The organism is Chryseobacterium potabilaquae (genome assembly GCF_902728265.1).
GTDB lineage: Bacteria > Bacteroidota > Bacteroidia > Flavobacteriales > Weeksellaceae > Chryseobacterium > Chryseobacterium potabilaquae.
Map to the genome: position 1 here is coordinate 1 of NZ_CACVBR010000032.1, position 23,502 is coordinate 23,502.

Sequence of the window (23,502 nt, forward strand, 5' to 3'; positions counted from 1 at the left end):
TTGTCAATCATAACTATGTAATGGTTAAAAATAATAAAAAGTGAGTTCCGAAAAATTTCTTGAGCTGTAAGAGCTCTAAATTTTCCAGAATAACTTTTTAACTTACACAGTTAGTGAGACACTACCTCTAATTGGGAACTTTTTAATATCAGATTATTAATTAATCTCATATTTCTTCAAAACTGCAGCCACCTCTTTCAATAAATCATTCTTTTTTTGAAGATAATTTTGCATGTTTATTACCGAGGAAATAAAACATATCTCCCATAAAACAGAAACTCCAGATCCCAGATTAAGGATACCAATTCTTGGATGTTGGCTATGGTTTTCAGATTTTACCCCTCGATTTCGAATTCCTAATATTCTGGATGTAGTCCTGCAAATTTCATCAGCCATTTTATAGGATAAAGAGTTTTTATCCGCAAAGTCGTTTTGATTTACGTAACATTCAGTTCCTCCAGCTGTAGGAGGTCCTGAATTAAAATGGATATCAAAAACTACGGATCCATTTCCCGGTTTAATTCTTCTTTGATACTGCAAATTAGTTTCAAAATCTTTGTCTTGAATTACATTTTTCAGATCCAAACTTTGAATAATTACATTTCGAGCATCTTTTGTCAGATCCCTTTCAATATAACCATTTGAAACTGCACCTGGATCAGTATTGTGATGTCCTGCTGAAATAAATATCATGTCTAAATTTAGTTTTTATGGAGTAATCACTGGTTTTGATTTTTTTATTTCAACATGATGTTTCTTCCTTTAATTACGTGATATATTATTATCAATATCGTGAAGATTACTTCAGTTTAAATACTCTATCTTTAGAATTTCGATATATGAATACTTTATCAAATGTAGTTGCAACTTCAAATGTTTCTATGCTTTTAAAACTAGTTGATAAAGAAGAGCCCCTTTCAAAAAGAAGTAGCCAATATTCATCACACTGAGAATATTTTTTCAGACACTTTTCCTTATTTTCTAGTGTGCTTTTTAAATATTCTAACGTTAAGGATGGAAGCGCTCCACCTGTAGACTCATCATAATAAGATGGTTCTTCCTCTATAAACTGCTTATAAATATTAATATTATTAATTTGTGGTGGAAGCCTTTTCCAATCATCAAAATCTTTGTTTGTACAATCGTCAGGCCATTTAATTTCTTTAAAATAATTAATTGTTGTTTCCACGATTTTGGATATTGTTTTTTTAGAAATTTTTGGTTTTTGTTTGTTTGTAAAATCATCACTATTAAAATTAATGCTCAAAATAAATTTAAAATTTAAAATTTCGTCAAGCTTTTCACATAATAAATTTCCAATTCGATTATACAAACTCTCTGTTTCTTTCGTGGTCTTTCTGTTTGAGGGATTATTATTAAAAATTATTTCTGTTATCTCTATACCAATTTTTTTTTCTGCAGTGTATATTAAGTAATCAGGCCCCTCAAATGGACAACATTTTCCAATTGGAAAGTCATCATAAGCTTTTTGGAAGGATTCAAAAATTTGTTTTTCCTCTTCTTTTTGTTGTTTTTCATGATTATTCATAATGATTTTCTTATAAATCTATGAAAATCCATATAAATATTCATCGTCATTAACGTGTAACTCCCCCAAATTTTATTTTCTGTTTCAAGATGATATTTTCTTCCTTTAATTGAGCGATAATTCTTTTGTGCAAATTAATCTCATCCTCCAGTAATTTTATTTTACTGTCGTAGATAGAAGATAATTCTTTAAATTTTATTTCATATCGATTGCCCAAATCATCTAAAACTTCTTTATAAAGTTTCACTAATTTGTCAGCATTTTCAATTTCCTTACCTTCATTATCTGCAGACATTCCGGCAACCTCAGCTTGCAACTTTTTCTTTCCAAATAAAAAACCTACAATGCCCGTTAAAATTGCACCCATGAAAGCTCCAAAATTTTCAATTAGTATTTGGTGCATTTTTTTGATTATTTATTAAACATTAATTTCCTTTCACTGTTAAATACACTACAGTATTCGTTACGGAATGATCTTCTAACCCCTCAATATTACCACCAATTAACACCCCTGTATTTTTGCTTTCATATAAAGAGACAGTGATACTCGTTAAACTTCTTGCTGTGATCACTCCAATAGGAGCATTATTGACACTCGCTCCAATTAACTCTGTAGCTACTGAGATATTAGAGATACTAGAAAAAGAGGCAGAAGATATATTAAAAACCGCGGTATTAGTCGCTGTCGTAACAGAACCATTCCACTCTTTCGTATAAGAAGTTCCAAATTGTACAGGAGGTACTGGAATATTAATATTTCCACTCCCCAACAACGAATTAGAATTTACCGTTTTTAAGTTCGTTCCACTAACTAAAGCATCCTGTTTATTATTCCACTGGGTGCTATTTCCTGTATTTAATGTAGTTATTACACCGGTGTCATTAATACTCACCAACTCTGTCAACGTAACTACATTTCCACTCACTCCCGTACTCGATCCTCTATTAAAAGAAAACTTTTTATGATTATTTACCGTAAAACCATAAGATGGTAAATCTCCTCTGGGTTGAATAAAATCTGTTCCATTAAATTGTAAGTTTTGCCCCATCCATAATCCATATCCTCTTACCGAATCTGCCGGTATATCTGTATGAAATAAAGAAGCTCCTGAAATTGTTTGGGCTCCAAATAACAGATTATAGGCAGTTACAAATTGGGTGTTATTGGGATTAATAATCACTTGTCCCGCTGAAGCTGTATCTCCTTGGGGTCTTAAATAAATAATACCTGTGGGAACATTTCCTGATAGTATAGTGTCTGCTGCATTGGCTCTTAAAGCAGTTACTCCTAATCTTTGAAGTAATAGATCTCCACTGGTTGTATTTACATTTCCTGTAAAATCAACATTCCCCCTAACCAATTCATTCCCTACTATATCCAACGCATAACCAGCTGTAGGTAATGAAGTTCCTGATATTCCTGTAGATCCAATAATGACAGCCTGGTTAGAATCCCATTTTAAGGCATTTTTTGTAAGATATGTTTTACCTCCCATATATCCAACTAATATATCAACCACTCCATTATGGTAGCTACCATAATGCCCGAAAGAATCAATAGCTCCTGTATTATCTATAACTTGAGTAAAATCTCTTGCCCATCCTGAAGTACCTGCAACCCCTGCAAAATCTCTCGTTAAAGATACAGGTACTAAATACGTTGCAGGAAAATGTATTGCCCCTGTCATATTCCCTCCCGCTAATGGCAGATAGGGCACTGAATCTGTAAAAACAGCCCTCATCACATACATAGGCGTGGAGATCAGATTATCAGGATTAAAACTTGTATAGCTCAATACAAATGATATATAACCATTTCCATTAGAATACAAAGCCGCAGTATTGGTTGATTTAGGAATAGTAATAATAAACGGGATGAATGCATATCCTACTGTTGCCACATCACCATTCATATCTCTTAAAGAAGTCATATTAGACAATAAAGGTGTAGGGCTCACTTCTCTGTCTATTAAAATCCCTGTACCGGTTTGTAAAGTCCCGTTTAAATAAAATGATAAATTTCCTGGAGCAAAGTTGATTGCCGTTTGATCTTTAGCCAAATGCAACACCTGCCCCTTGATATAATAATTAGTGGAATCCTGAGTATAGGTTACATTTTGAATTACTGATCTTTGAGTTAAATGATCCGTATCTGGTGATACTTCGATATACGCTGATCCACTCCATCTGTATATTCTATTAGTATCTAAAGCAACATATATTTTCCCTTCTTCTCCAGGATTAGGAAAAGAGGACAAATCTGCAAATTCTAAAACATCATCTACATAACTTGGAAGCTGAGATGCAGGTACTTTACCTCCTACCAAATCGGCTTTTAATGAAAGATCAGGCCGATTGTTCAGACTATTGTAATCCTTCGTATTTAAAAACGTGATATGACCTGATGTAATATCATGCGCAGGGGATGCTGAAAATATAGGATCCGTTTCCGGCTCTTCTCCAAAAGGTTGCGACACGCAAAACTCACAATCAGCTCCCATGGCATCGGATATTTTTCCATAAGAATCGGATACTAAATAATAAGAACCATCACAGTCTTCTATTTTGACCAGTATCTTAGTATTTCCATTGATAGGATTAGAAACCTTTACGGGGGGGCTCACTGAAATATCATAGACTGCGCTAGAGATTTGTTTATTTTCGGGTGGTGAAATTGAGCACACAAGGTCAATATCATTCAGTCCGGTCAGAAGACCGGCTGAATCATACACAACATGGAGACTAATAAGATTAGGCATCTTTTTTTATTTATATTAAGGACATACAGGAATTACTGTAGTACTACAATCTTTGATAATGAAAATCCCATCCTGATCCGCATCCTCGCAATTTTCCCCAATGGTTTTTACCAGTTCTGCGTACAGAGAAGGCATATACTTGTATTTTGAACATTCAGGATCCCATTTCCATATCCAGTCGATAATCTGAAATGAGGAATTGCCCAGCGGAACATTTTTGGTGAAGAAAATTTCTTTTTCACCCTTGAATGCTTTTGAACCTTCATATTGAGTCCAGTCTACGAATTGAAATGCTTTTTTAGGAAGCAGGACTAAAGAGTTTTTTCCGAAAACAGTATCAAAGTTTCTGTCATAATATAAAGGAGGCAGATCATTAATGGTATAGACTTCCCCCTGCGTAGTAGAGGTTCTTAGTCCAAATTTCGTTGCTATGAGATTCACGAGCTGTCCGCCAAAAATGACATATTCTGAATACTCCATCTTAGCGGTAGCGACAAGTTCCTTAAGCCATAACGGCAACTCATTATTAACCACTCTTTGTCCTGTCATCTGATTTGAAGAAACAATGGGATAACTCACCTGAGTATTGGTAATATTGGTAAGGAGCATTTCCACAAGAACCTTATTGAGTTCTTTCATAAATCTCATATCATACCCCATAATAAGATCCCCAAAAAAAGAGGCGTCATCAAGGTCACAATACTGCTGGTATTGAGCCGCATCGAGGGTGAGCTCCATAGGTTCACCTGTACCATCACAAGGGGTATATCTTGTTTCAATTTCATAGTCCACAACGTTTAAGGGAACGGAATAAGGTGTTCTCATTTCCAGACAATTGAAAGGGCTTGCACAAATAGAATAGCAAATCGGAGAGGTATACATTAATTTTACCCCTCGTCTCTTCCCTGCCACCCCCTTTATACTGTCAGATAATCTTTTGGTACCTTGCATATTAGCCTGAGATTTCAAAAATTGAAGAAATCCCAGCCCATCATTTTCTCTTCCTTCCGGAGTGTTTTTACCGAAATATTCTACCAGCTCTCCTGTAGTAGGTATGCATAAACCTGAAGAAGGTGTTAATTGACCCATTTTATCATTATTTTTCGTTAAAGCTTATTTGGATTATTGCAATTTCGTGTTTGCGCACAGAGTAAAAGAGTTGTACGGCACTGCTGCCAAAACAAAATTAGCAGATATAAAAGGATCTATTTTGACAAAATAAAAGGAGATTATTTTTACTTTTGATATAGTGTTTTTTAATTATAAATTTCTTTTTTTCAGTAAATTTCCAGAAACTGATAATTATGAGTAAAATAGATTTTCTAGATAGATTTTTGAATTATATCAAGGACAACAATGGATATTCAATTACAAAAGATGAAATAAAAGGATTTAATAAGGAAGAAAAGGATTTGATGGCTCCGGCTATTAAGAAATTTGTAGATGATGGTTATGTATATTCGGTTCAAAGTTCATCACCTTCCCTTAAATCATACAAAATATCATTTGAAGGTATTATAGAAATAGATTCTGCTCCTAAGTTTATTTTTAAAAGAAAACCTTATAAATACAAAGAATTTTTAAAAAAATTGTAGATTTATATGGAATGTTGTAAAGATTGTTGCTGTTATAATAAATGCCTTGATTGTATTGCTATTCACATATCTAACCTATATAAAAGATAAATAAAAACAGACACTTAATTAGGATTTTTAAAAAGAGCCTGTTTTAATTTGGACAGCTTTACACTATTTTTTTAATATTACGATTCTAAAAACGCCCTTTCTTTTTTAATACTATCCTGAATATTTTCAGGAATTGTTTTGTTCATAAAATCTGTATTTATTGTGATTGTTTTGGGATTGGATTTTTCTTCTGCTTCCTTCCAAAGTCCCAGTGCCTTATATTCTAATTCAAGTGCTCTATTCAATGATAAATGCTCTTTTTTTCCCGCATTATCAAATTCAACTTTAAAAGCAGGATTATCTTTTTTTCTAATGGTAGGAATTCCCCCTTCTTCTACAATGGCATACTTTTCAGTAAGGGACGGATACACCAGTTTAAAGGTAGCTCCGATATTCCCCATGATCTGACCACTTAATTTAATAACTTCAAGCATGGTCAGAGATTCTATGTCTTTTTGTTTTAATCTGTGTGCCGTTCTTAATTCATATTCCGTAGTAAGGTTTTCGAGTTGACCTTTATATTCTTCAACAGACTGTTTCAGGGTTAAGTTTTCATTCTGAAGATTTCCCACTTCATTATTTCCAGCATTGACTTTGCTGGAATAAATCTCTTTTACTTTAGCAATATATTTGTCGATATTCTTAAGGTCCTCTTCGCCAAATTTACTTTTATCTTCCTGGGTTAGAGCAAATTCTTTATCCAGTGTTTTTTTTGCAATTCCGGCAATTTTGGATGTCCCTTCCGAAAGATATTTGTTTTTATATTCAGAAGGAATCTTATTTTCATCAAGCGTTTTATAAAAATCTTCACTTTCAAGAATTTTTGATCGTATTCCACTTTCGATAGTACTGGCAATTTCTACAGCCTTTTCCTCTGTTAGCCCCTCAAGAGATGAAGGATCAATTCCTAATTTTGTGTATAATAATTCGCTCATTTTTATTTTGTTTTTCTTGCTTTATTTTCAACGAGTTGAACTTTTGTTATTTTTTCTTCGGTATTGGTGTTGTCAGCATCTGAGATATCTGATACCGGCTCTTCACTTTCTTCTATAGCATGTTCCCCGGGGGTTTCCCCTGAATCTTCCCCTTCCTTATTTAGAATCTCCTTTTCAGGAGCAATAAAATCCTCTTTGGTGAAATTTTCCTCAGGTAAAGTAACCGATCTCATGGGGCTGGGATATGTGCCAACGACTTCATATCTTTTTTTAAACCCCAGCTTATGAAGTACTGCAAGATTTTTATAGGTAGATTGCCCTGTGTAATGTTTATGAGTCGAAGCTTTGTCTCTGATCAGAAAAACACCGGGAATATCTTCCAGTTGTATGAGCTCTTCTAAGGGCATTGCATTGATTTCATCAATTACCTCCCGGGTAAGGTTTTCAGGTTTAAAACGTTCTAAATTGTCCATTTTCTTATAATAAAATTGATTAATATGAATAAGCCGAAGTAGGCTGCTTTGTCATGGAGTGAATTGAAATAAAACCCACAAAAGATCATTCCAACCCAAAAGGAAAAGCAGATATAACAAAATCCTAAGAATTTGTAATACCTTTCGACATATCCTAAAACAACATAATACGCGATAGTCCCGTCACCAGGAAGCGGGATATGATGAATCCTGGCAATAAGCCTACTGACACAATCCGTATAACAGTATAGTATGGCGTTTTCGTTCATTGCAGACATGGGCTCACCAATGGCATAATAAAAAGCCCGGCAAAAACCTATACACGATAATATGATCAGGATATTTTCCATTCTTTTCTTGTCCTGAAAGTAAAGTTATCATAAGATTTCATGTCATTATTGACAAAAAGTTTTTCTCCATTTATCATGATATGAAAAGAGTATGCGTAATGTTCATTAAGATCTGTGAGATTGAATAGAAGATTCTCTCCTTGCTGAAAAGTGGTAGAAAAAGACAATACAATATTCAGGTATTTGAGATACAAAATATATTCACCGTTTTCGGGTGCGGGAAAATTCAAATCAATGCTGGCGTTATTGTCGCAATCCAGATAGATCGTACAAAGATTAAGCGAACAGGTATAACAATTCATAGACAATCAGATATTAAACAGTTATCGTATTTATAGGTGAGTTGAAAGTCAATTGAGAAATAGGTCCAGTTTTTAAGTTTTATATCATGATCCACTATTCCACATTCCCATTTTAACAATTTATTCTCATCCCTGTTGATGCTTTTTATCACAAGAGAGAATTCTTGAGAAAGTTTCTTTTGAAATAATAACAGGAGAAGTTCCACCTCTTTTTTTTCTTTAGAAAAATAAACAAACCGATAGGCTTCTTTTATTTTACTCATGAGAAGGTTACAAGCTCCTGTATCAATGTATAAAGGTTCTTCACTTAATTTTCTGAAATAACTAAAAGAGCATTCACTGTCTTTAGGATTTAGGGAAATATAATCTTTTCCATCAAAGGAGCAGGCTGTTTCTCTTCCTCCTATTTTTTGAAGACTAACCTCATGGTAACATGGTGATTCAAGCCATAATGAACCAATTTTGCTTTTAATCGTATTATTCATTATTAAATATATGTATGAGTTCTCCAATAAAAAGTTCTGCCGCTTTTTCTGCATACCTCTCATATTCCTGCTTATTGAGAGAGAAGATTTTTGTTGTATACATCCTTTCCAGATGCTCAAGCTTCTCTAGTTCTACATCGGAAATGATGATAATCATTACCTGTGATTGGTTTTTAATCACTTTGATATCACGTCGCAGAGAACCTGTTAATTCAAGATCGATTACTTTTGCCTGTCTGCCTTTTGCTATCCTATATCGGGCATAGGCATTAGTATATTTTCCCAACCCCTTAGCTTTGTCATCTTTTGCCCCTTCTTCAGAATTAAATATTCTGTTCTGAAATTCAGCTTTTGCTTCGTTCACGGCAATGAGGATATAATCCAAAGGTTTTTCACCCTCTGCAAATTCTTTAATGTTGAGTAAGGTTTGAGTGATGGCATTCATTTAGAAAATAACCGTACTTGTTTGATAATTTGAATTACAGCTGATACAAATATCTTTGAAGGTTTTGATATTTCTCTTAATAAGATCGGTTAATGGAATATTATTCGCTTTGGAAATTCCTGAGGCAAAATTAGTTCCGAAAACAAATTCCTGATATTTACCCACCAGCGTATTCAAATACAACTCTGCTGCCTGCTTATTAATATTCATCGTTGAATCATTCACCCTGGGAGATAAAAGAAGCCTTTCATATACACTGATCCCACACTGAATAGCTACCGCTTTTATAATAGCCTGCTTTATAACCGGACTTTGTAGTAGTTTACAGATAAAACCAGAAGAATCACATAGTAAAAAGGCGTCAGGAATAAAGGTAGAATAGATATTGCCGGGAAGCTTATTTTTAAGGGGCTGTAATACTACATTATATTTTACCCCTGAACAGCTGCCACATGTTTTTTTCGTAACGGTAATTTGTGAAAATTCTTTTGATGGATCTGTAACATACACTTTTAGTATTTTAGACGAAGTTTCATAATCTAGTGCATACGAAGTTTCCACGGTATTCTGAGCGATAAAGTCAAAGCTTTTGGGCTCTTTCCCGTCATCGAGTATAACAGTAAAAAGACCATCGAAAAGCGGTTTTATCTTTAACGATTTAATAACCATTTTAGTCATGGTAGAACCTGACATATCTCTTAACGAAAAACCGCCACCTGCCATCGAAAGCGTATTGAAATGCCCTGAAAAAACAAGATTCTCAACAACATTTTCCAGCACCATATTCCCGTAACTCGTATAGAGGTCAGATAATACGCTTTGGCATGCTGCATCGATCATAAGGTTTCCATAGTCTTTTCCGCTCAGTTCATTTTCGTTAACAAGATGGGAAAGCAGTATGCTATTTACCTGTACGAAATCCTCCACATATCTGCCATTATAAGAAGAGGGGCAAAGGCTTTTAAATTGTATGATATTTTGTAAGCAATCCATAATCATTGTATTATTGGTGTAAATTGATGCCTGCATCCATAATGTAACTTATGGGTGGGAAGATTTTTAAATTCTGTTCCTTCCATAAGGCCGTTTTGTGAAGCAATTTCCTTAACGGCTTTCCAGTCTTCTTTTTTAATATTTCTTTTTAACTTTTCCCCACAATACCTGCATTGCGGGCTTGAAGACTCAATGAGTGAGCCCACCATCGTATATCCTGTTACGTTGTCCATGTATTTATCTGTGATTTTTTGATCAATAATGGAAGTATATGCATCCGCTCCCTGCATGACAGTTTGCTTTATATATTTGCTTAACGCTTCTTTTTTGGATATGAAGTTTTTCAATTCCGCTTCCAGCTGGTTTTGTGATCTTCCTGCATATATATTGGAATAGATAATCCTTCGCAACATTTGATTAAACCTTGCATTAAGCCCATTTTCATTCAAATAGCTCAAATGCTCATCGATCGCCAGCTTTTGATGTGGGTTAATCTCTGAAGAGTTTATAAACAGTCCTTTTTTTTGATAAGCAGCGAGTTTCAAATGAGAAATATCTTCTATTTTTATCAGGTACTTAGTCAATGACTCCCGGTATACTTTGGTGTTGTAAAACTTTTTTAAGGATTTTTTGACAATGCTATCGGTGGTATTTGAAAATTCCAGTTTTCTATTGACCATGGTAATATTCTCAGAAATATTTTCTATAAGGAGTGCCACAAGTGAGTTTTCTAACTTTTTGACTTCTTTATCATCAATCAGTTCTTTTTCACGCAGAAGAGTATCATCGAATATCATGGCAATACAGCATTTGAAGAAATGATAACAGTACCTAGCCTAAGCTCCAGTTCCTTAATAATTTCATCATCATCCTGTAAGAATAGTTCAGGATTTAGAGCATACATTTGATTAAGCAAGGGAAAAGCATATGCGTGTATTTTCCACTGTTTATCATCAATAACACCACTATTGCTCATTTTTTGCAGATCATCCATCGAATAGAAGCAAAATAGATCTACTTTTTTGAGCAGCTCCACCACCCGTATAATAGGGTTAGAACTGCTGATGTATTTCTTAAGGAAATTTTCTATATGCACCGTTTTAATGAAGATGGGGCTGTTTGAATTAACAATCATGTTCAGATATTCAAAGCTTTCCAGCTCATTCATAATAGCAAATGAAATGGGCTTTTCAATACTCACATTCCCATACCCATTGAGCAGACATACATTATTGATAATCCTGGAGGCAGAATTATAAAAGAAATTACTCAATCTGTCCAGCCAGCTGTACATTTGCTCCAGTTGCTTTTCTCTGCTTTTGGCACTCTGTACATTACCTGTTTCTACAATCTGCTGAACATAGATCGCATCCTCTCCAAGTCTGAGGGTATCTTTCCATGATTTGCTGATATATTCCAGAATCCCGACATCGGGTGTATGAAATTTCACAGGATCTATATCTGCATTTAATGCCGGGTCTTCCGAGAGTTTCCGTTTATAAATTTTAAATATGGATTGGAGTGATAAGGATCCCGTTCCGTGACATTTGGTACACTCCCTTTCCCCCAGAGGATACTCCTCAGTTATCTCACATTTTTCTTTTCCCTGATGGCAATGATCACAAGGGAGTTCCATTTCGCTCATTCTCGGATATCCGAAAATGTTTTCCACACTTCTTGCCGCTCTATGCTGCAATAAAGAGATATTTCCAAATGGAATAAATGGGCTTACGGGGCTTTCCGAAACAAAACCGAATTCTTTATTGACTCCTGTAGCAATATAAGGATAAGTCCCTTTAGCAAGCGTATGAAATGTTGCTGTAAACCCTTTTCCTTTATAGTCTATGATAATATACTGCTCACGAGAAATATAGATGTATCTGATCTGGTTTTGAGAAAATATTTTCTTAGGATAGCTTGATAATAAACAATCTGCTTTATAGGTATTTTGATGGTTTTTTCTTAGGAAGGGATAATACGCTAATTCAATCTCAAACGTGCTGTGGGTTTCATCGATAAAAGAAATGGATTCTTTATCAATAGAGGTAATAAGATGAGATTCTATAAATCTAATTTCCCAATCTCCCGGATCTCCCATATATGGAACGGCAAAGATGTTAGGATCACTAGACATAGATCCATTAACAAAGTTGTCAATAATCTTTTCTTTAATGCCACTTTGAGCAATAAACCGACTTGTTTTTGCATCGGTGGTAATATCAAATCCTGTATTTTTAAAGATCCTTGAAATATTATCAATGCCTTTCCAAATTGAACTTTTGGTGATAGGCTCATAGGTTTCCATCACAAAATGAGAAGCTGAAGGTTCTTCATTTTTAAATACCGTCAGTGTTTTTTCATACATCTTTCCCTGGGTGTGTACCTGAAGATCCAGTTTCTTTTTATTCCAATAATTAAAAGGGAATGCGTTTTCATCGCGACTCCCTATTATTTTTTTAGTAAGCTCGGAAATATTCTCTTTAGAATAGGTGGTCATGCTATTTTTATTGTAAAACGGCTCCTAAACCAGGTACAAGAATGGGGGTAGGAATCCCTGTTTGTTTCCACTGAAACCCATATTCTATGGTCATAAAATCATCGACTCCTTCAGGTAATGTACTATTGAATTTACTCAAGGCTGCCTTACCAATAGGCAGAATCATATCCACAGCATCACAATATCGGACAAATAATTTATACTGATGTAAAGCGCCCGTTTGTAATGTGTTGGCAAAAGTATGGGTAGTAAGTTGAGTGGATCTGTCAATAATGACTTTTCTATAGCTCAGTTCCCATGTTGTTTTAGTCCCCACAAGAGTGGGTATTCCGCAATTGGCCCCTGTATCAATAGCAGTAGCATTGACCTGGGTATAAGAACCTATTCCTTTTCCGGTTTTTCGACCCATAAAGCCCACATCATGAAATACTCTTTGCCAATTGCCTAAATTCATAATCCAGCTCTCGTCTATTTGTTCAGTACATGGAACAAATAAGATTTCGTTTGCCCTTCCGTACCAGACCTCAGGATTACAGGGGTCGGATATAGAGGGTAGCTGCTCGGTTGCGCAGTCTGTACTGCACGCAATTAACAATTCATCTAGTATAGACATGCTTCTATTTTTTAACAAAGGTAAATGCTGAATACTTTCTTATTTTGACAAAATATAGACTTTATGTAATAGCATCAGGATAATCACCATACCATATTTGGTTGGTGGTAGCTGGGGGGAATGCGATGTAATTTCCCAATGAGGTATATATTTTTATTTCATGGAAGAAGTTATCAGCTCCATTCCAGTCTCTTGTCCCAATATATTTTGAAGGATCTTTGAATCCATAGATAAATTGATGGGATAAAGATAGAGAAGGGGAAGGGATAGGAATATCGTATGTTTCTGTTTGATCAAACCATATATTTTCCCCTATTGCTCTAAATCTACACCTAACTTCTACCTTCACAATATCAGACAAATCAACGGTGTGAATCTGTAAATTATTGAATTTTAATTGCCCTACATAATGACTTCCGGAGTCAGCTTTATAGATAGTTGAAACAAAATCAGACCTGTAGTCTATAATAAAACTTTGGTACTCAATAACATTGGAAATCAATCCTTCTTCACATGTCGAAATCACTCTTACAAACAGCTGAGAATCTACAGGTAAGCTATTGGTAAATATTTCCATTCCTATAGGGAATACACCCGCATCTATCCAACTTACATGATCAGCAGAATACTGTAATCTAACCTCTGTATTGAACTCCCCTATGATAGTATAACCCATCGGATCGATGCCTGAGTATGTTATAGAAGTTAAGGTAGAAGCTATACATGGTAATTCCTGAGTCATAATCTTAATAATAACAGAGATCATAACATCACAAATACTATAATTAAAGGCTAATTCTTCACAACTTCCATTAGGATTAACAGGATCATATCTGAGCATAATATGACTTGTATCATACACGATAATCCAGCAATCATTTCGGATCCCGTTTAAAAAATCCAGTTCAGAAATATCAAATCCGGTGCTGTTTAAAATTTGTTGGGTAATATCCAGGGTATGTCCGATAACAAAATCATCAGGACTTACCTGCACAATGACATTTTCATCAGGACCTACCAAATCCTCACAGGTGATGGGATCCAAAACCACACATTGGTTAGAACATTGAAGTCTCAACTGAGTTTCCTGATAGGCAGTAGCTGAAATTTTATAAAGTGAATGGCAGTCTTTCTCATCAAGTATTTCATCTGAATAGGTATCAAAAGCATAGGTTTTTGCTAAAAGGTTGATTTTTCCAAAACCAAAAATATCCATGACATACTCACTGTAAATACCAGAAACAGGTTCGCAAATTAAATTGAAATTCTTTTTTAATGTGCTTTTTAAGGGTTTATTATTAAGTTTTTTATATTCAATCGTACTTGTTTTTTTATTAAATGAAACATTTCGTAAAAAGACGACAGGGGTATATTTTTTAGGGTCATGGGTATGCCAGCTTTGATACACAATACTTCCGGTGATTTCTCCTAGAAAAGCGCCGGATCCTGAATATTGTTGCCCCTCTGCCAAACAGGGAATGATCGGATAACTGACACCGCATTTCTCAAACGAGAACAAATCGGAATATACTATCGCTGAGTTTGATTCGGTAGTAATGACTATTTTGAATCGGAATCTGAATGATTCAGGGATATCATGAAATCCCTGAATAAGCATCCTAAAAGTATCATCTCCCAGGTATTGAACAATACTATTGAGTGGCGTTGCCAAAACTTCATTTATGGCAATAGCATCTACAACATAGCATTTTAATGTGACCACATCCGTAGAATTCGGGATAACCAATTCACTAAAAAACTGCAAATATCCAATAGTACTTTCACTAATTGGAATCGCATAGGAATCACAAAAACTGTTTATTGAACTATATAATCTCATTTTGTTTTTTCAAATTGAAAGTGATACTTAAGTCTGTATATTTGATCTGAAAATCAATCACTTTATATCGGGTGTTTTTGTAAAGAATAATTTTTCCAATAATGGAGTCCTGATCATTATTCACGCCTGTTTTTGATAGATAGTCTCCACATAAAGGAATGACCAGCTTTCTTGACTCATTGCTTTGAGAAAGAAACAAGGCATTGTCTGCTTTTTCATGTAGCGTATCATACAGTGTTCCAAAATACAGGGAGTCAAAGAATAAAGGATAGTTAAAGGCCTCATTAAAATCTCCGTAACCATAGCCTGTCCATTGATTACGCCATGAGATCCCGAATGTATTATAATAGGGATTAATCTGTATTGAATCACTACTGATGATCACCGGTTTTTTATTTCTGTTGTCACTACCGGGATTCATGCGTATGATTCGTGGTGTAAATATACTTCCGGTCCCCACCACCTTTAATGATCCTTTGAAATGAGCATTGCTGTAACCATATTTCGTGCTACTTCCAAGCCCATTGATAAATGCAATTGCTGCCCCGGTGATCGCTACAGTGGCTGCGATGACAATCGCTGCAGAAGCAATAAAACCTCCTGCTGCCACATTTGCTCCTGCTGTACCAGTAACAAAAGATAAAGCTACACAGGATAGTACGATAGCGATTAGAACGGCTACTATAATAGAAAAATTTTCTATTTCTTCCTGCATATCATCTCCAAAAGAATCACCCCAAAAACTTGAACTTGAAAATCTGAATTTTTTATCAAATAATCCCTCCAGCATGGCGTTATTGGTTACCCCATCAAAGTCTACTACATCATTATACTCGTTGATGGTATCCCCACTTGCGGTATCAGCACTATCTTTACTATACTCATAATTACCTCCTGCTTTTCCTTTTTCAAAGGAGAATGTTTTACAATCACTGACCACATCCTGTTCTGCTATTTCCAAAACAGGTTCAGTATTATCATTATCTTTCTGAGGAATAATGTATAAAGTAGTTCCTGAAATCACCCATATAGAGCAATACAAGTCACAAATGGCTTCCAGAAAATCTGATAGCTGCCATACCAATCTGTTTTCAAATATAAATTTTTGACTGGGACTTAAAGGCTCATCATCATAGTTGGTATGATAATATCCATTGGAATAGACAAAAACGTCATTTTCTGCAAATTTACCCACATCAAATGGGGTATTAATGGTATATCCGATCTTTGACATACAATTTTCAAGAATATCTCTGATATAGGGTGATGGAAGAAAATTTCCGAATCCGTAAGCCTTTTTATAAAGAGTGGATATATCAATAAAGAGGCCTATGATTGAAAATGCTTTGATGGCATCTACCACTGCCCATGCCCCAATGGTAAACGCTTTAGTCATCGCATTCAAATGTTTGAAAACCTGAATGCAGGGAAAATCTTTTGCTCCACCCCCAAACCAACCCTGCCAGTTATCATGAATGGATAATTTATCAACAACACTTTTTAAATGATCTGATTCCCTCAGGGGTAAAGTTAATTGACAACCCTCATCCTGGCACATTTCTATATTGTCCGGCTTGAGTTCATAAGGCTTGTACTGATAGTTTAACTCCGTATCTGTGATCCTGACATCAAAATAATTTAGAAAACTACAAGGGGTAGACATAAGCCAATCCATAATAAGATGATAGGCATCAAAACCAATTACAATCTGGCTGGTGGCTCCTTTTTCCCTTTGTTTATTTTGCTTATCGGGTTGTTTTTCTGAAAATTCCAGGGTATCTAAATTTTCACAATCCTGGGTTATATCAATCCAGTCGTTATCGGGTATTGTTCCCGAAATATAGGTTGCAATAGCATTTGTGCAATCGATCAGCACGTTATTACCGTTCTGATCTACATGTTGGTGTTTTCTGATTTCAATAGTAAGCATGGTGGTAGTATCTTAGGGAAAATAAACAATGTTGGGCCGGATTCGTAAACCCATTTTCATTGGGCGTACTTATGCATTAAACATTTTTTTCTTTTTGAGTGAAACGGTCTCTAAAGAAGCTGCAAAGCCCTCACTATCCATGACAATGTTTATTCCTAATGTTTTTAAATATTCCAATTGTTCAGATTGTATACTTTCCAAATTTTTTAGTCTTTCTTCCAGTCCGGAAGTATTATCTTCTTTTGATAGATTCTTTTCACCCATTTGGATCATAGGGTTGTAAAACAATTCACCGGTGAGGAGTTTGGGTAAATCTTTATTTTTAATTCCTTTTAATTGTTTGTTGATATAGGTGGGAACAATCCGTTCTCCAATATTGAGCATAGCTGGAATAGTGTCTCTACCTTCCGGGTGAGCTCCTCTTTCAACATATTCAGTTCCCTGATAAAACTCAGGCGCATTGGATTTCATTTGATTCACCAGGGTAATTCCTGTTCCCAGAGCCGCTATGATAGAGGCAATTCCTGTAATAACAGCCACTGTTCCTCCTTGTGCGATCTGAGCAGCAGCCCCGGCAACGGCTACGAGTATCTGGGAAGCCTGAACCGCCTGATCAATTTCCAGCTGTCTTCTTGCAGCCCCTTCACGTCTGGCTTCCAGTTCATTTAATCGGTCAGTTTCCTGCTTAAGATATTCAGCATTTCCGGCATCTGCAATTTTTCGGGCTTCATCGACCCTTCCCTGTTGTAGTGATATCGCACGATCGTAGGCTTCTACTTCTAACTGGGACTGTTCTTTTAACAGATCAATAGAGCTCTGGATCGTAGTTTTTACAAGATTTTGTACTGCTTCAGCCTTTTTCTTGGCCTGCTCATCATTGCCAAATATTTGTTCTAAAAAGGAAGGGGTTTTTCTTTGGTTGGTTTCTAACGTATTTCGCTCGGCTTGAAGGTCATAGATTTGTTTTAATTTGGTTTCTTTCTCTTTAGCATCCTCTGTGGCCTGAATCTCTATTTGTAAAGCTTCTATAGTATCGTTAATCTGACGAATCCTGTTTTGTTTTTCCTGCTCCCTATACTTTTTTTGGATTTTGCTGATCTGGGAGTTTAACTTTTCTTCATTAATTAAACCTGCATTGAATCTCTCTGTAATGGCTTTTATCTCCAGGGTTTGCTGACTGGTTAAAAAAGACTGTAATGTTTCCAGATGTTTATCATATAAATCGCGTTCACTCTCCAGTCTTCTAAGATTGACATCCTGAAGTTTTTTATTGGTGGCTAATTTCAATTCAACGATTTGCAGGTCATACACCTGCTGTAAATTCTTACTCCTTTTTTGAGCCTGCTCCTGGTTAATATATTCCTCTTTTACAAGATCATTAATCTTCTCTATTCCTTCTTTTCTGGCATTTTCAATGGACTGGAGCCTTAGTATTTCCTGGAGTTTGATGGTTTCAATTTCACGCTCATATTCATTCCGGATAGTATCTATTCTGTTTTGGCTCAATTCATCTTGTAGGGATTGTTGCTGCTTATCAGCTTCTTCCAGTGCCTTAGCTCTTTCTTCTTGAAATTTTTTAACTTCCTGTTGGATTTCTGTTTTTTTGATCCCCACAACGGTACTTCTTAGGGCCTCAGCCTGAAGCCTGGTGAGCTTACCATCTTGTAGAGCCTCATTTATTTTACGAATTCTTTCTTTGTAATTTTCTTCAGCTTTGGCATTGATAGCAGAGAGGCCATTCAAATCGGCTGTATTTAATTTTTCAAGATCACTTTGAAAACCTCGTTGTAATTCTTCATAGATATTTTCAACTTGCGATTTATTTTTTTCTTTTTTAGTCTTCTCTTTTTCGGCATTTAACTGGAGTTGATTTTCTTTTTCAATTCTAAGGGATTCCATAAGAAATTGAGTGGCTTCTTTTTCAATGTCATTGGCATCTCCGATAAGGGGTTTCTTTTTCTGAGCCAAAACATAGGCCTCGTTAACTCCTTCGTAGTATTTATCAGCGGCATCTTTGCCTTGTGTTTTCAGGATTTGTTGGTATTTTTTTTGTTCCGAATCGGTAAGCTGAAAAAACCTGGACCGGAATTTATCCAATCCATTTAATTGGAGAGTAGAGGCTTCGGCTCTTTTTTTTGCTGATTCCTGAAATAAGGCTTCTGCAATCGTTCTTGTTTTTAGAGCTGCTAAATAGGCGCCTGTCTTATCTCTGAAAATCCTTTCGGCTTCATTATAGCTTTTAGCAGTTCCCAGCACATCCCCAAATGTTTTGTTATAATCATCTAAGGCCTGTTTTTTACTGATAACCCCTTTTCTGGCCGCTTCAAATAAACCTTTTTGAAGTTCAATTTCTTTATTGGCCGATGCCAAAGTATCTGTGGCACTTTTTTGAGCTTTTTCAATCGCATCCGTAGCAGCAGTGGCTCCTGTAATAGCAGTGGTAATTTCTTCCCAATTGGCAATTAATAATCCCAGGGCTACCACTACGGCTCCTATACCGGTTGCTGCCAAAGCGGTGGAAAAGGCTCTTGTAGCCAGCGTTGCTTCCCCGGTAACAGTGGCCACTAACGCTGTACTCAGGGCCACTGCTTTATTCCAACCGTTGAGTAGGGCTAATTTCGCGGCACTTTGTCCTGTTAAAAAAGCGTGAATTTCCTGAAGTCCATTCATTACGGATTGAATGGCCACCAATTTTTGCATCTGCTCCTCTGTTTCTTCAGTAGAAAGTCCAAATAGTTGCATTGCTCCTTCTGTTAGCTGCCAGCCTGCAGCCAATTGCGTAAGCAGGTCAACCCCTGCATCCAGACCAAAAGTATCAGAAGATAAGACCCTGATTTGTTCTGCCTGGTCACCCATTTGATCTGTTAGCCGAGCACTTTCTATCGTGAGCTGCCGAAACATTTGGGTATCATCAAGACCTGCATCTTCAAGCTCTATGAGTTCCTGTTTCATTTCTCTCAATCTCGCTTTTGCCGATTTGGTGGCCGTTTCGTTTTTGAGTTCTTCTCCCGTTAATTCAGCAAGAGCATTTTCAGTAAGAGTGACTGCCTCTCTCAACGTTTTAAACTCCTGAGGATCTGTTGCCGATTGTAAATCTTTCTTGAAGGCGCTCAGAAATTCTTTTATTTTTGATTCCGACTTTATAATATTATCGACCGATTGATTGATCTGATCCCTGGAAAGACCCAATTGTGAGTTTTGAGCTTTAAAGGCAGAGGTAAGCTCTTCTTTAAATTTGTTAAGTTGAGATATGGGTCTGGAGAAATTAATTTGATCGGCACTTTTAGATAAAGATTCCATTTTCTCCTCGAACTTTTCGCTTGATTTAATCGCATCAGAAACATTATTTACAAACTTCTCTTTGTCAAATTCAACGGTGAAAATAGCACTTGGATCCATAAGACAAATGTATCGTTTATGTCTTTTTGGATTTTGACAAAAAATCATTCATAAGCCGGTATACTTCTACTACGGATAATGATTGTATATAGTGGGTCTTCTCAATATCTCCTCCGGCAATCAATTCAATAAGTTCTTTATTTTGCTTATGACCCTTAAGAACCATTTTTCTTCTTTGGATAGTACTTGGGGCTGCATCGAGGGGAATTCCGTTTCCAAAAAGTTGGGTAAACTCACTTCTAATTTGTTTATTAGATTGTTGCACTTCATTTGTGCTATGTTCAAAAAAAAAGCAAGCAGCTCAGAATCTTTAGACCATTCATTAATTCTTTTTTCGGCCTGCTGCTGATCAAAAATCCCGATGAGATCAAGATCATCCTCATGCACTACAAGAAGTGCCGCAATAAGCATGGAGGATCTTTGATAGTCCCACAAGGATTTGGCGGTTTTGTTGATCTCTGTAATTTTACTGTAGATCTTCATTTCAAACCCCTGTTCTCTTGATTCAAGTAAAGTAAGAATCTCATTATTTTCTTTAATGAGCTCTTCTTTGTCTATTCCCAGGGTATTAAACTGTTGGATAAGATCAAACATGACCTTTCTCTGATAGGGCATCGATAGAACACTGTTAAATACATAAAAGTCCCCTAATTCCGAATGGCTTTTAATATGTTTAAGCCTGGTTAGTTCTTTGGAGGTTTCATTCATTACCCAAACTTCCTGAGGTGTTTTTTTGTATACTTTATACATGATATTTTAATTTGGTATGTTTTTAATATTTCCTCTTGTAATGCTATAAAGCCCATCGAGTAAGCAATCAAGCAGGTGAGATTGGGAAGGATCGGAAGTCTTGTCCATGTCTCCGGAAGGTCTTACTGAAACTGATTCCAGATCTTCCACTAAAAATGGAGCATTACTGATACTCATATCGGGATGTCTTGCAAAAAAAGCATTTCCGATTAATCTTTTTGACTGAACATATCCGGCAGGTTTTCCTTTCATGGCTTTGATTTGAGTAAAGTTGAGTTTCAATTGGTTTTGTATAATCTGATATCCACTTAAGCTCCCTTTAGAATAAGAATGCCGGTTATTTCCACTGCTATCACCTGTGATGAAAAGATCTCTTGTATTATAATTTCTATCGATCCAGTCACAGAGTTTATAAATATCGCTATCAAAATCCCTAAACTCATTAATGATTCTTATTTTCCGTAAATGAAGATCCGTCTGTAATACAAGAGCGGTCATAGGATTAACATTAAAATCAACAGAAATATAGGTGTACAGGCTTCTGTCAAATAAATAGGGGACGGGAGGAACATGCTTTTCTTTTTTGAAAGTATTGATGAATAAATTACCCTTCTTAGGATTTCCCCATATTCCGTAAACATCACAGTCAATACTGCTTTGATCATAATTGTCAGCAAGTAAGGTTTCAAGATATTCTTTTTGATTAATAAACTCATTATCCTGATAGGTTGAATGATGCAGATAGCCTTTACCCCTAAATCTTTCATTAAGCTCATATCCATTCTTTTCCTCAAAGAATAGGGCTCTTAGCCAATGATTTTCACTTACCGGGTTAAAAGATAAGGCAAATTGAAGGTACTCAGCCTGAGGACTTCTCAACAGTTTATTTAATGCGGTAAAATCTTCTTTGGTTCCTTTGTTGATCTCATCCCACCAAATGGTTGTGATCCCATCAAGCCCTTTTGTTTTTTCCGGATCATCCATTCCTTTGGGGACTAAGGCGTTCCCGTTTTCAGGATTTACTATTTTATAGGTCCCTTCTGAAAAATGAAGATACTCGTATAAGCCTGTTCTTTGTGCTACTCTTTTAAATCCGGCATATTGCTGATCTCTAATATTCGTTTTTTCTTTGTTGATATAGGCCAATTTAAACTCATAAGGCTGGAATAATTCCAAAAGATATTTGAGATAAAAAGTATCTGTTTTTCCACTTCCTCTACCTCCAAAGGCAACGATATACCTATCTTGAGAAAGCAACAGATTTTCAAAATTCTTTGAATACGCACTTTCATTAATTTCAATTTGGAGACTCATCGGTTTGCCGGTTTTCATGTTGGCTTGCGAACTTTTTGCCCGCTATAATTAATTTTCCATCATTGAATTTTCCCCCTTTATTAGAATGATCAATATACGTCTGACTTAGTTTTTGAAGTTCTTCGGGGGTGGCAATAAGTTTCATTAATGCCATCTGTAAGACCGGAGCATTCGATGTATACCATTTTGATCGCATAGATACTTTTAGTTCAACTCTGTTTTTCTCGAGTAATTCTTTTAGCTCGTTGTATTCGTTGCATTCTGGGGGAAAAAATCGATAAAATGTAGTTTTATCACAAGGCAGAAAAGAAACAATATCTTCAATGAAGAAAAGTTTGTATTGGGGAATAACTTCCTTAGCCTTTTCAAAGATTTCTTTTTTCTTGTAAGCCATCTCATGAGTTTAGGCAGTTGGTAAGGTGAATTTAGAGAATAACATATACACAAAGATATCATCACAATACAGGTAGGTTAGCCAATAGCCTTCTGCAATAGCATTGTTTTGTATCCCCATAAGTTCATCTTTAAGAACGGAAGCTATTTTCCCTTCTTTCTCTATTAATTCTAATCTTTGATTTGTATTCATTTTTCTTAATTTCTATCTTTTCTCTCAGCTCTTTATTAAATCTCAACCGGTCTTCTACAACAGAACAATAAAAATAAATAGCAGAATGACACTTTACATGATACCTTCCCTGGATATCACACAATTTTTCTCCATAGTATTTCTCAACATAAATACCTATAATTTTATCCGTAATATCGATTTGTTTTTTTGGCATGATGCAAGCTGGATTAGTCTAAATATACAAAAGGATGCTATCAAAATAACCCCTTATAATAAGAGTAAAGTTACAAATGTTAGATTAATAAAACAAACTATCTAACATTTATTTTGAATAAACTTAGTGAAAATGTTAGGCTAAACTAACAATAACAAAAGTATAGCTCCAAAAGTGATTAAAGAATGCTGAAAAAAATATTTTCATAAAAGATAAAGAAAAATATAATACGTCTAGTTTTGACGTTTGTAAGAAATATCTTTGCAATGATCATAAGAGAAACAGACCTAATAAATCTCATATCATGGAATTTTTAATAACCATCTAAAGGTGTTACTTTTGCAAACTTAAATAATACACATACAATTACTTATAAAATGAAATCAAAATTACTATCGAAG

The 23,502-nt window shown here is 35.5% G+C and carries 23 protein-coding genes; 1 reads left to right on the top strand and 22 read right to left on the bottom strand.

The genetic code is table 11. From position 1 onward, the window contains the following. Nucleotides 1-156 precede the first annotated feature (156 nt). The 5 genes from CHRY9293_RS14055 to CHRY9293_RS14075 form a co-directional block, all read right to left on the bottom strand. Nucleotides 157-693: an N-acetylmuramoyl-L-alanine amidase gene (locus CHRY9293_RS14055; protein ID WP_162033557.1), complete on the bottom strand. Its 537-nt coding sequence runs from the start codon at nucleotides 691-693 to the stop codon at nucleotides 157-159. 106 nt (nucleotides 694-799) lie between these two features. Further along, a complete protein-coding gene (locus tag CHRY9293_RS14060; RefSeq protein ID WP_162033558.1) occupies nucleotides 800-1,549 on the bottom strand; it encodes a hypothetical protein in 750 nt (249 codons plus the stop codon). A 49-nt stretch (nucleotides 1,550-1,598) separates the two neighbouring features. Then, nucleotides 1,599-1,952: a hypothetical protein gene (locus CHRY9293_RS14065; RefSeq protein WP_162033559.1), complete on the bottom strand. Its 354-nt coding sequence runs from the start codon at nucleotides 1,950-1,952 to the stop codon at nucleotides 1,599-1,601. Nucleotides 1,953-1,974: 22 nt separating this feature from the next. Beyond that, nucleotides 1,975-4,308, bottom strand: coding sequence for an autotransporter outer membrane beta-barrel domain-containing protein (locus CHRY9293_RS18740; RefSeq protein ID WP_228455544.1), 2,334 nt, complete (start codon nucleotides 4,306-4,308; stop codon nucleotides 1,975-1,977). A 15-nt stretch (nucleotides 4,309-4,323) separates the two neighbouring features. After that, on the bottom strand, nucleotides 4,324-5,397 hold the full coding sequence (locus tag CHRY9293_RS14075; RefSeq protein ID WP_162033560.1) for a hypothetical protein: 1,074 nt from the start codon (nucleotides 5,395-5,397) through the stop codon (nucleotides 4,324-4,326). A gap of 215 nt (nucleotides 5,398-5,612) precedes the next feature. On the opposite strand from CHRY9293_RS14075, the gene CHRY9293_RS14080 reads away from it, so the two are divergent. Further along, nucleotides 5,613-5,903, top strand: a complete 291-nt coding sequence (locus CHRY9293_RS14080) for a hypothetical protein (RefSeq protein WP_162033561.1) — start codon at nucleotides 5,613-5,615, stop codon at nucleotides 5,901-5,903. 167 nt (nucleotides 5,904-6,070) lie between these two features. Here the strand turns inward: CHRY9293_RS14080 and CHRY9293_RS14085 are convergent, their stop codons facing one another. The 17 genes from CHRY9293_RS14085 to CHRY9293_RS14165 all read right to left on the bottom strand — a co-directional run bounded on the left by CHRY9293_RS14085 (nucleotide 6,071) and on the right by CHRY9293_RS14165 (nucleotide 22,905). After that, the gene (locus CHRY9293_RS14085) at nucleotides 6,071-6,928 is read right to left on the bottom strand and encodes a hypothetical protein (RefSeq protein ID WP_162033562.1); all 858 of its coding nucleotides are present in this window, start codon (nucleotides 6,926-6,928) and stop codon (nucleotides 6,071-6,073) included. Nucleotides 6,929-6,930: 2 nt separating this feature from the next. Beyond that, nucleotides 6,931-7,401 (bottom strand): hypothetical protein, encoded by a 471-nt coding sequence (locus CHRY9293_RS14090; RefSeq protein ID WP_162033563.1) that lies wholly within the window; start codon nucleotides 7,399-7,401, stop codon nucleotides 6,931-6,933. Continuing rightward, entirely contained in the window at nucleotides 7,389-7,751 is a 363-nt protein-coding gene (locus tag CHRY9293_RS14095) for a hypothetical protein (protein ID WP_162033564.1), read from the bottom strand. Before CHRY9293_RS14095 ends, CHRY9293_RS14090 begins: the two co-directional genes overlap by 13 nt. Then, complete coding sequence (locus CHRY9293_RS14100; RefSeq protein ID WP_162033565.1) at nucleotides 7,736-8,053, bottom strand: hypothetical protein; 318 nt, start codon at nucleotides 8,051-8,053, stop codon at nucleotides 7,736-7,738. Before CHRY9293_RS14100 ends, CHRY9293_RS14095 begins: the two co-directional genes overlap by 16 nt. Beyond that, nucleotides 8,050-8,538 carry a hypothetical protein gene (locus CHRY9293_RS14105; RefSeq protein ID WP_162033566.1) on the bottom strand — a complete coding sequence of 163 codons (489 nt, stop codon included), beginning with the start codon at nucleotides 8,536-8,538 and terminating at the stop codon, nucleotides 8,050-8,052. The genes CHRY9293_RS14100 and CHRY9293_RS14105 overlap by 4 nt, the downstream gene beginning before the upstream one ends. Then, nucleotides 8,531-8,983, bottom strand: a complete 453-nt coding sequence (locus CHRY9293_RS14110) for a hypothetical protein (protein WP_162033567.1) — start codon at nucleotides 8,981-8,983, stop codon at nucleotides 8,531-8,533. Before CHRY9293_RS14110 ends, CHRY9293_RS14105 begins: the two co-directional genes overlap by 8 nt. Further along, complete coding sequence (locus CHRY9293_RS14115; RefSeq protein WP_162033568.1) at nucleotides 8,984-10,012, bottom strand: hypothetical protein; 1,029 nt, start codon at nucleotides 10,010-10,012, stop codon at nucleotides 8,984-8,986. After that, the gene (locus tag CHRY9293_RS14120) at nucleotides 9,979-10,773 is read right to left on the bottom strand and encodes a hypothetical protein (RefSeq protein ID WP_162033569.1); all 795 of its coding nucleotides are present in this window, start codon (nucleotides 10,771-10,773) and stop codon (nucleotides 9,979-9,981) included. The genes CHRY9293_RS14115 and CHRY9293_RS14120 overlap by 34 nt, the downstream gene beginning before the upstream one ends. Continuing rightward, nucleotides 10,770-12,473: a hypothetical protein gene (locus tag CHRY9293_RS14125; protein ID WP_162033570.1), complete on the bottom strand. Its 1,704-nt coding sequence runs from the start codon at nucleotides 12,471-12,473 to the stop codon at nucleotides 10,770-10,772. The genes CHRY9293_RS14120 and CHRY9293_RS14125 overlap by 4 nt, the downstream gene beginning before the upstream one ends. A 7-nt stretch (nucleotides 12,474-12,480) precedes the next feature. Then, on the bottom strand, nucleotides 12,481-13,086 hold the full coding sequence (locus CHRY9293_RS14130; RefSeq protein WP_162033571.1) for a hypothetical protein: 606 nt from the start codon (nucleotides 13,084-13,086) through the stop codon (nucleotides 12,481-12,483). 61 nt (nucleotides 13,087-13,147) lie between these two features. Next, nucleotides 13,148-14,926 carry a hypothetical protein gene (locus CHRY9293_RS14135; RefSeq protein WP_162033572.1) on the bottom strand — a complete coding sequence of 593 codons (1,779 nt, stop codon included), beginning with the start codon at nucleotides 14,924-14,926 and terminating at the stop codon, nucleotides 13,148-13,150. Then, nucleotides 14,913-16,856, bottom strand: a complete 1,944-nt coding sequence (locus tag CHRY9293_RS14140; protein WP_162033573.1) for a hypothetical protein — start codon at nucleotides 16,854-16,856, stop codon at nucleotides 14,913-14,915. The genes CHRY9293_RS14135 and CHRY9293_RS14140 overlap by 14 nt, the downstream gene beginning before the upstream one ends. A gap of 69 nt (nucleotides 16,857-16,925) precedes the next feature. Further along, nucleotides 16,926-20,255 carry a hypothetical protein gene (locus CHRY9293_RS14145; protein WP_162033574.1) on the bottom strand — a complete coding sequence of 1,110 codons (3,330 nt, stop codon included), beginning with the start codon at nucleotides 20,253-20,255 and terminating at the stop codon, nucleotides 16,926-16,928. A 120-nt stretch (nucleotides 20,256-20,375) separates the two neighbouring features. Then, nucleotides 20,376-21,005, bottom strand: a complete 630-nt coding sequence (locus CHRY9293_RS14150; RefSeq protein ID WP_162033575.1) for a hypothetical protein — start codon at nucleotides 21,003-21,005, stop codon at nucleotides 20,376-20,378. Between the two features lie 6 nt (nucleotides 21,006-21,011). Continuing rightward, nucleotides 21,012-22,337: a phage terminase large subunit gene (locus tag CHRY9293_RS14155; protein ID WP_162033576.1), complete on the bottom strand. Its 1,326-nt coding sequence runs from the start codon at nucleotides 22,335-22,337 to the stop codon at nucleotides 21,012-21,014. Further along, nucleotides 22,303-22,713: a hypothetical protein gene (locus tag CHRY9293_RS14160; RefSeq protein ID WP_162033577.1), complete on the bottom strand. Its 411-nt coding sequence runs from the start codon at nucleotides 22,711-22,713 to the stop codon at nucleotides 22,303-22,305. The genes CHRY9293_RS14155 and CHRY9293_RS14160 overlap by 35 nt, the downstream gene beginning before the upstream one ends. 9 nt (nucleotides 22,714-22,722) lie before the next feature. Next, on the bottom strand, nucleotides 22,723-22,905 hold the full coding sequence (locus CHRY9293_RS14165) for a hypothetical protein (RefSeq protein WP_162033578.1): 183 nt from the start codon (nucleotides 22,903-22,905) through the stop codon (nucleotides 22,723-22,725). Nucleotides 22,906-23,502: the final 597 nt, after the last annotated feature.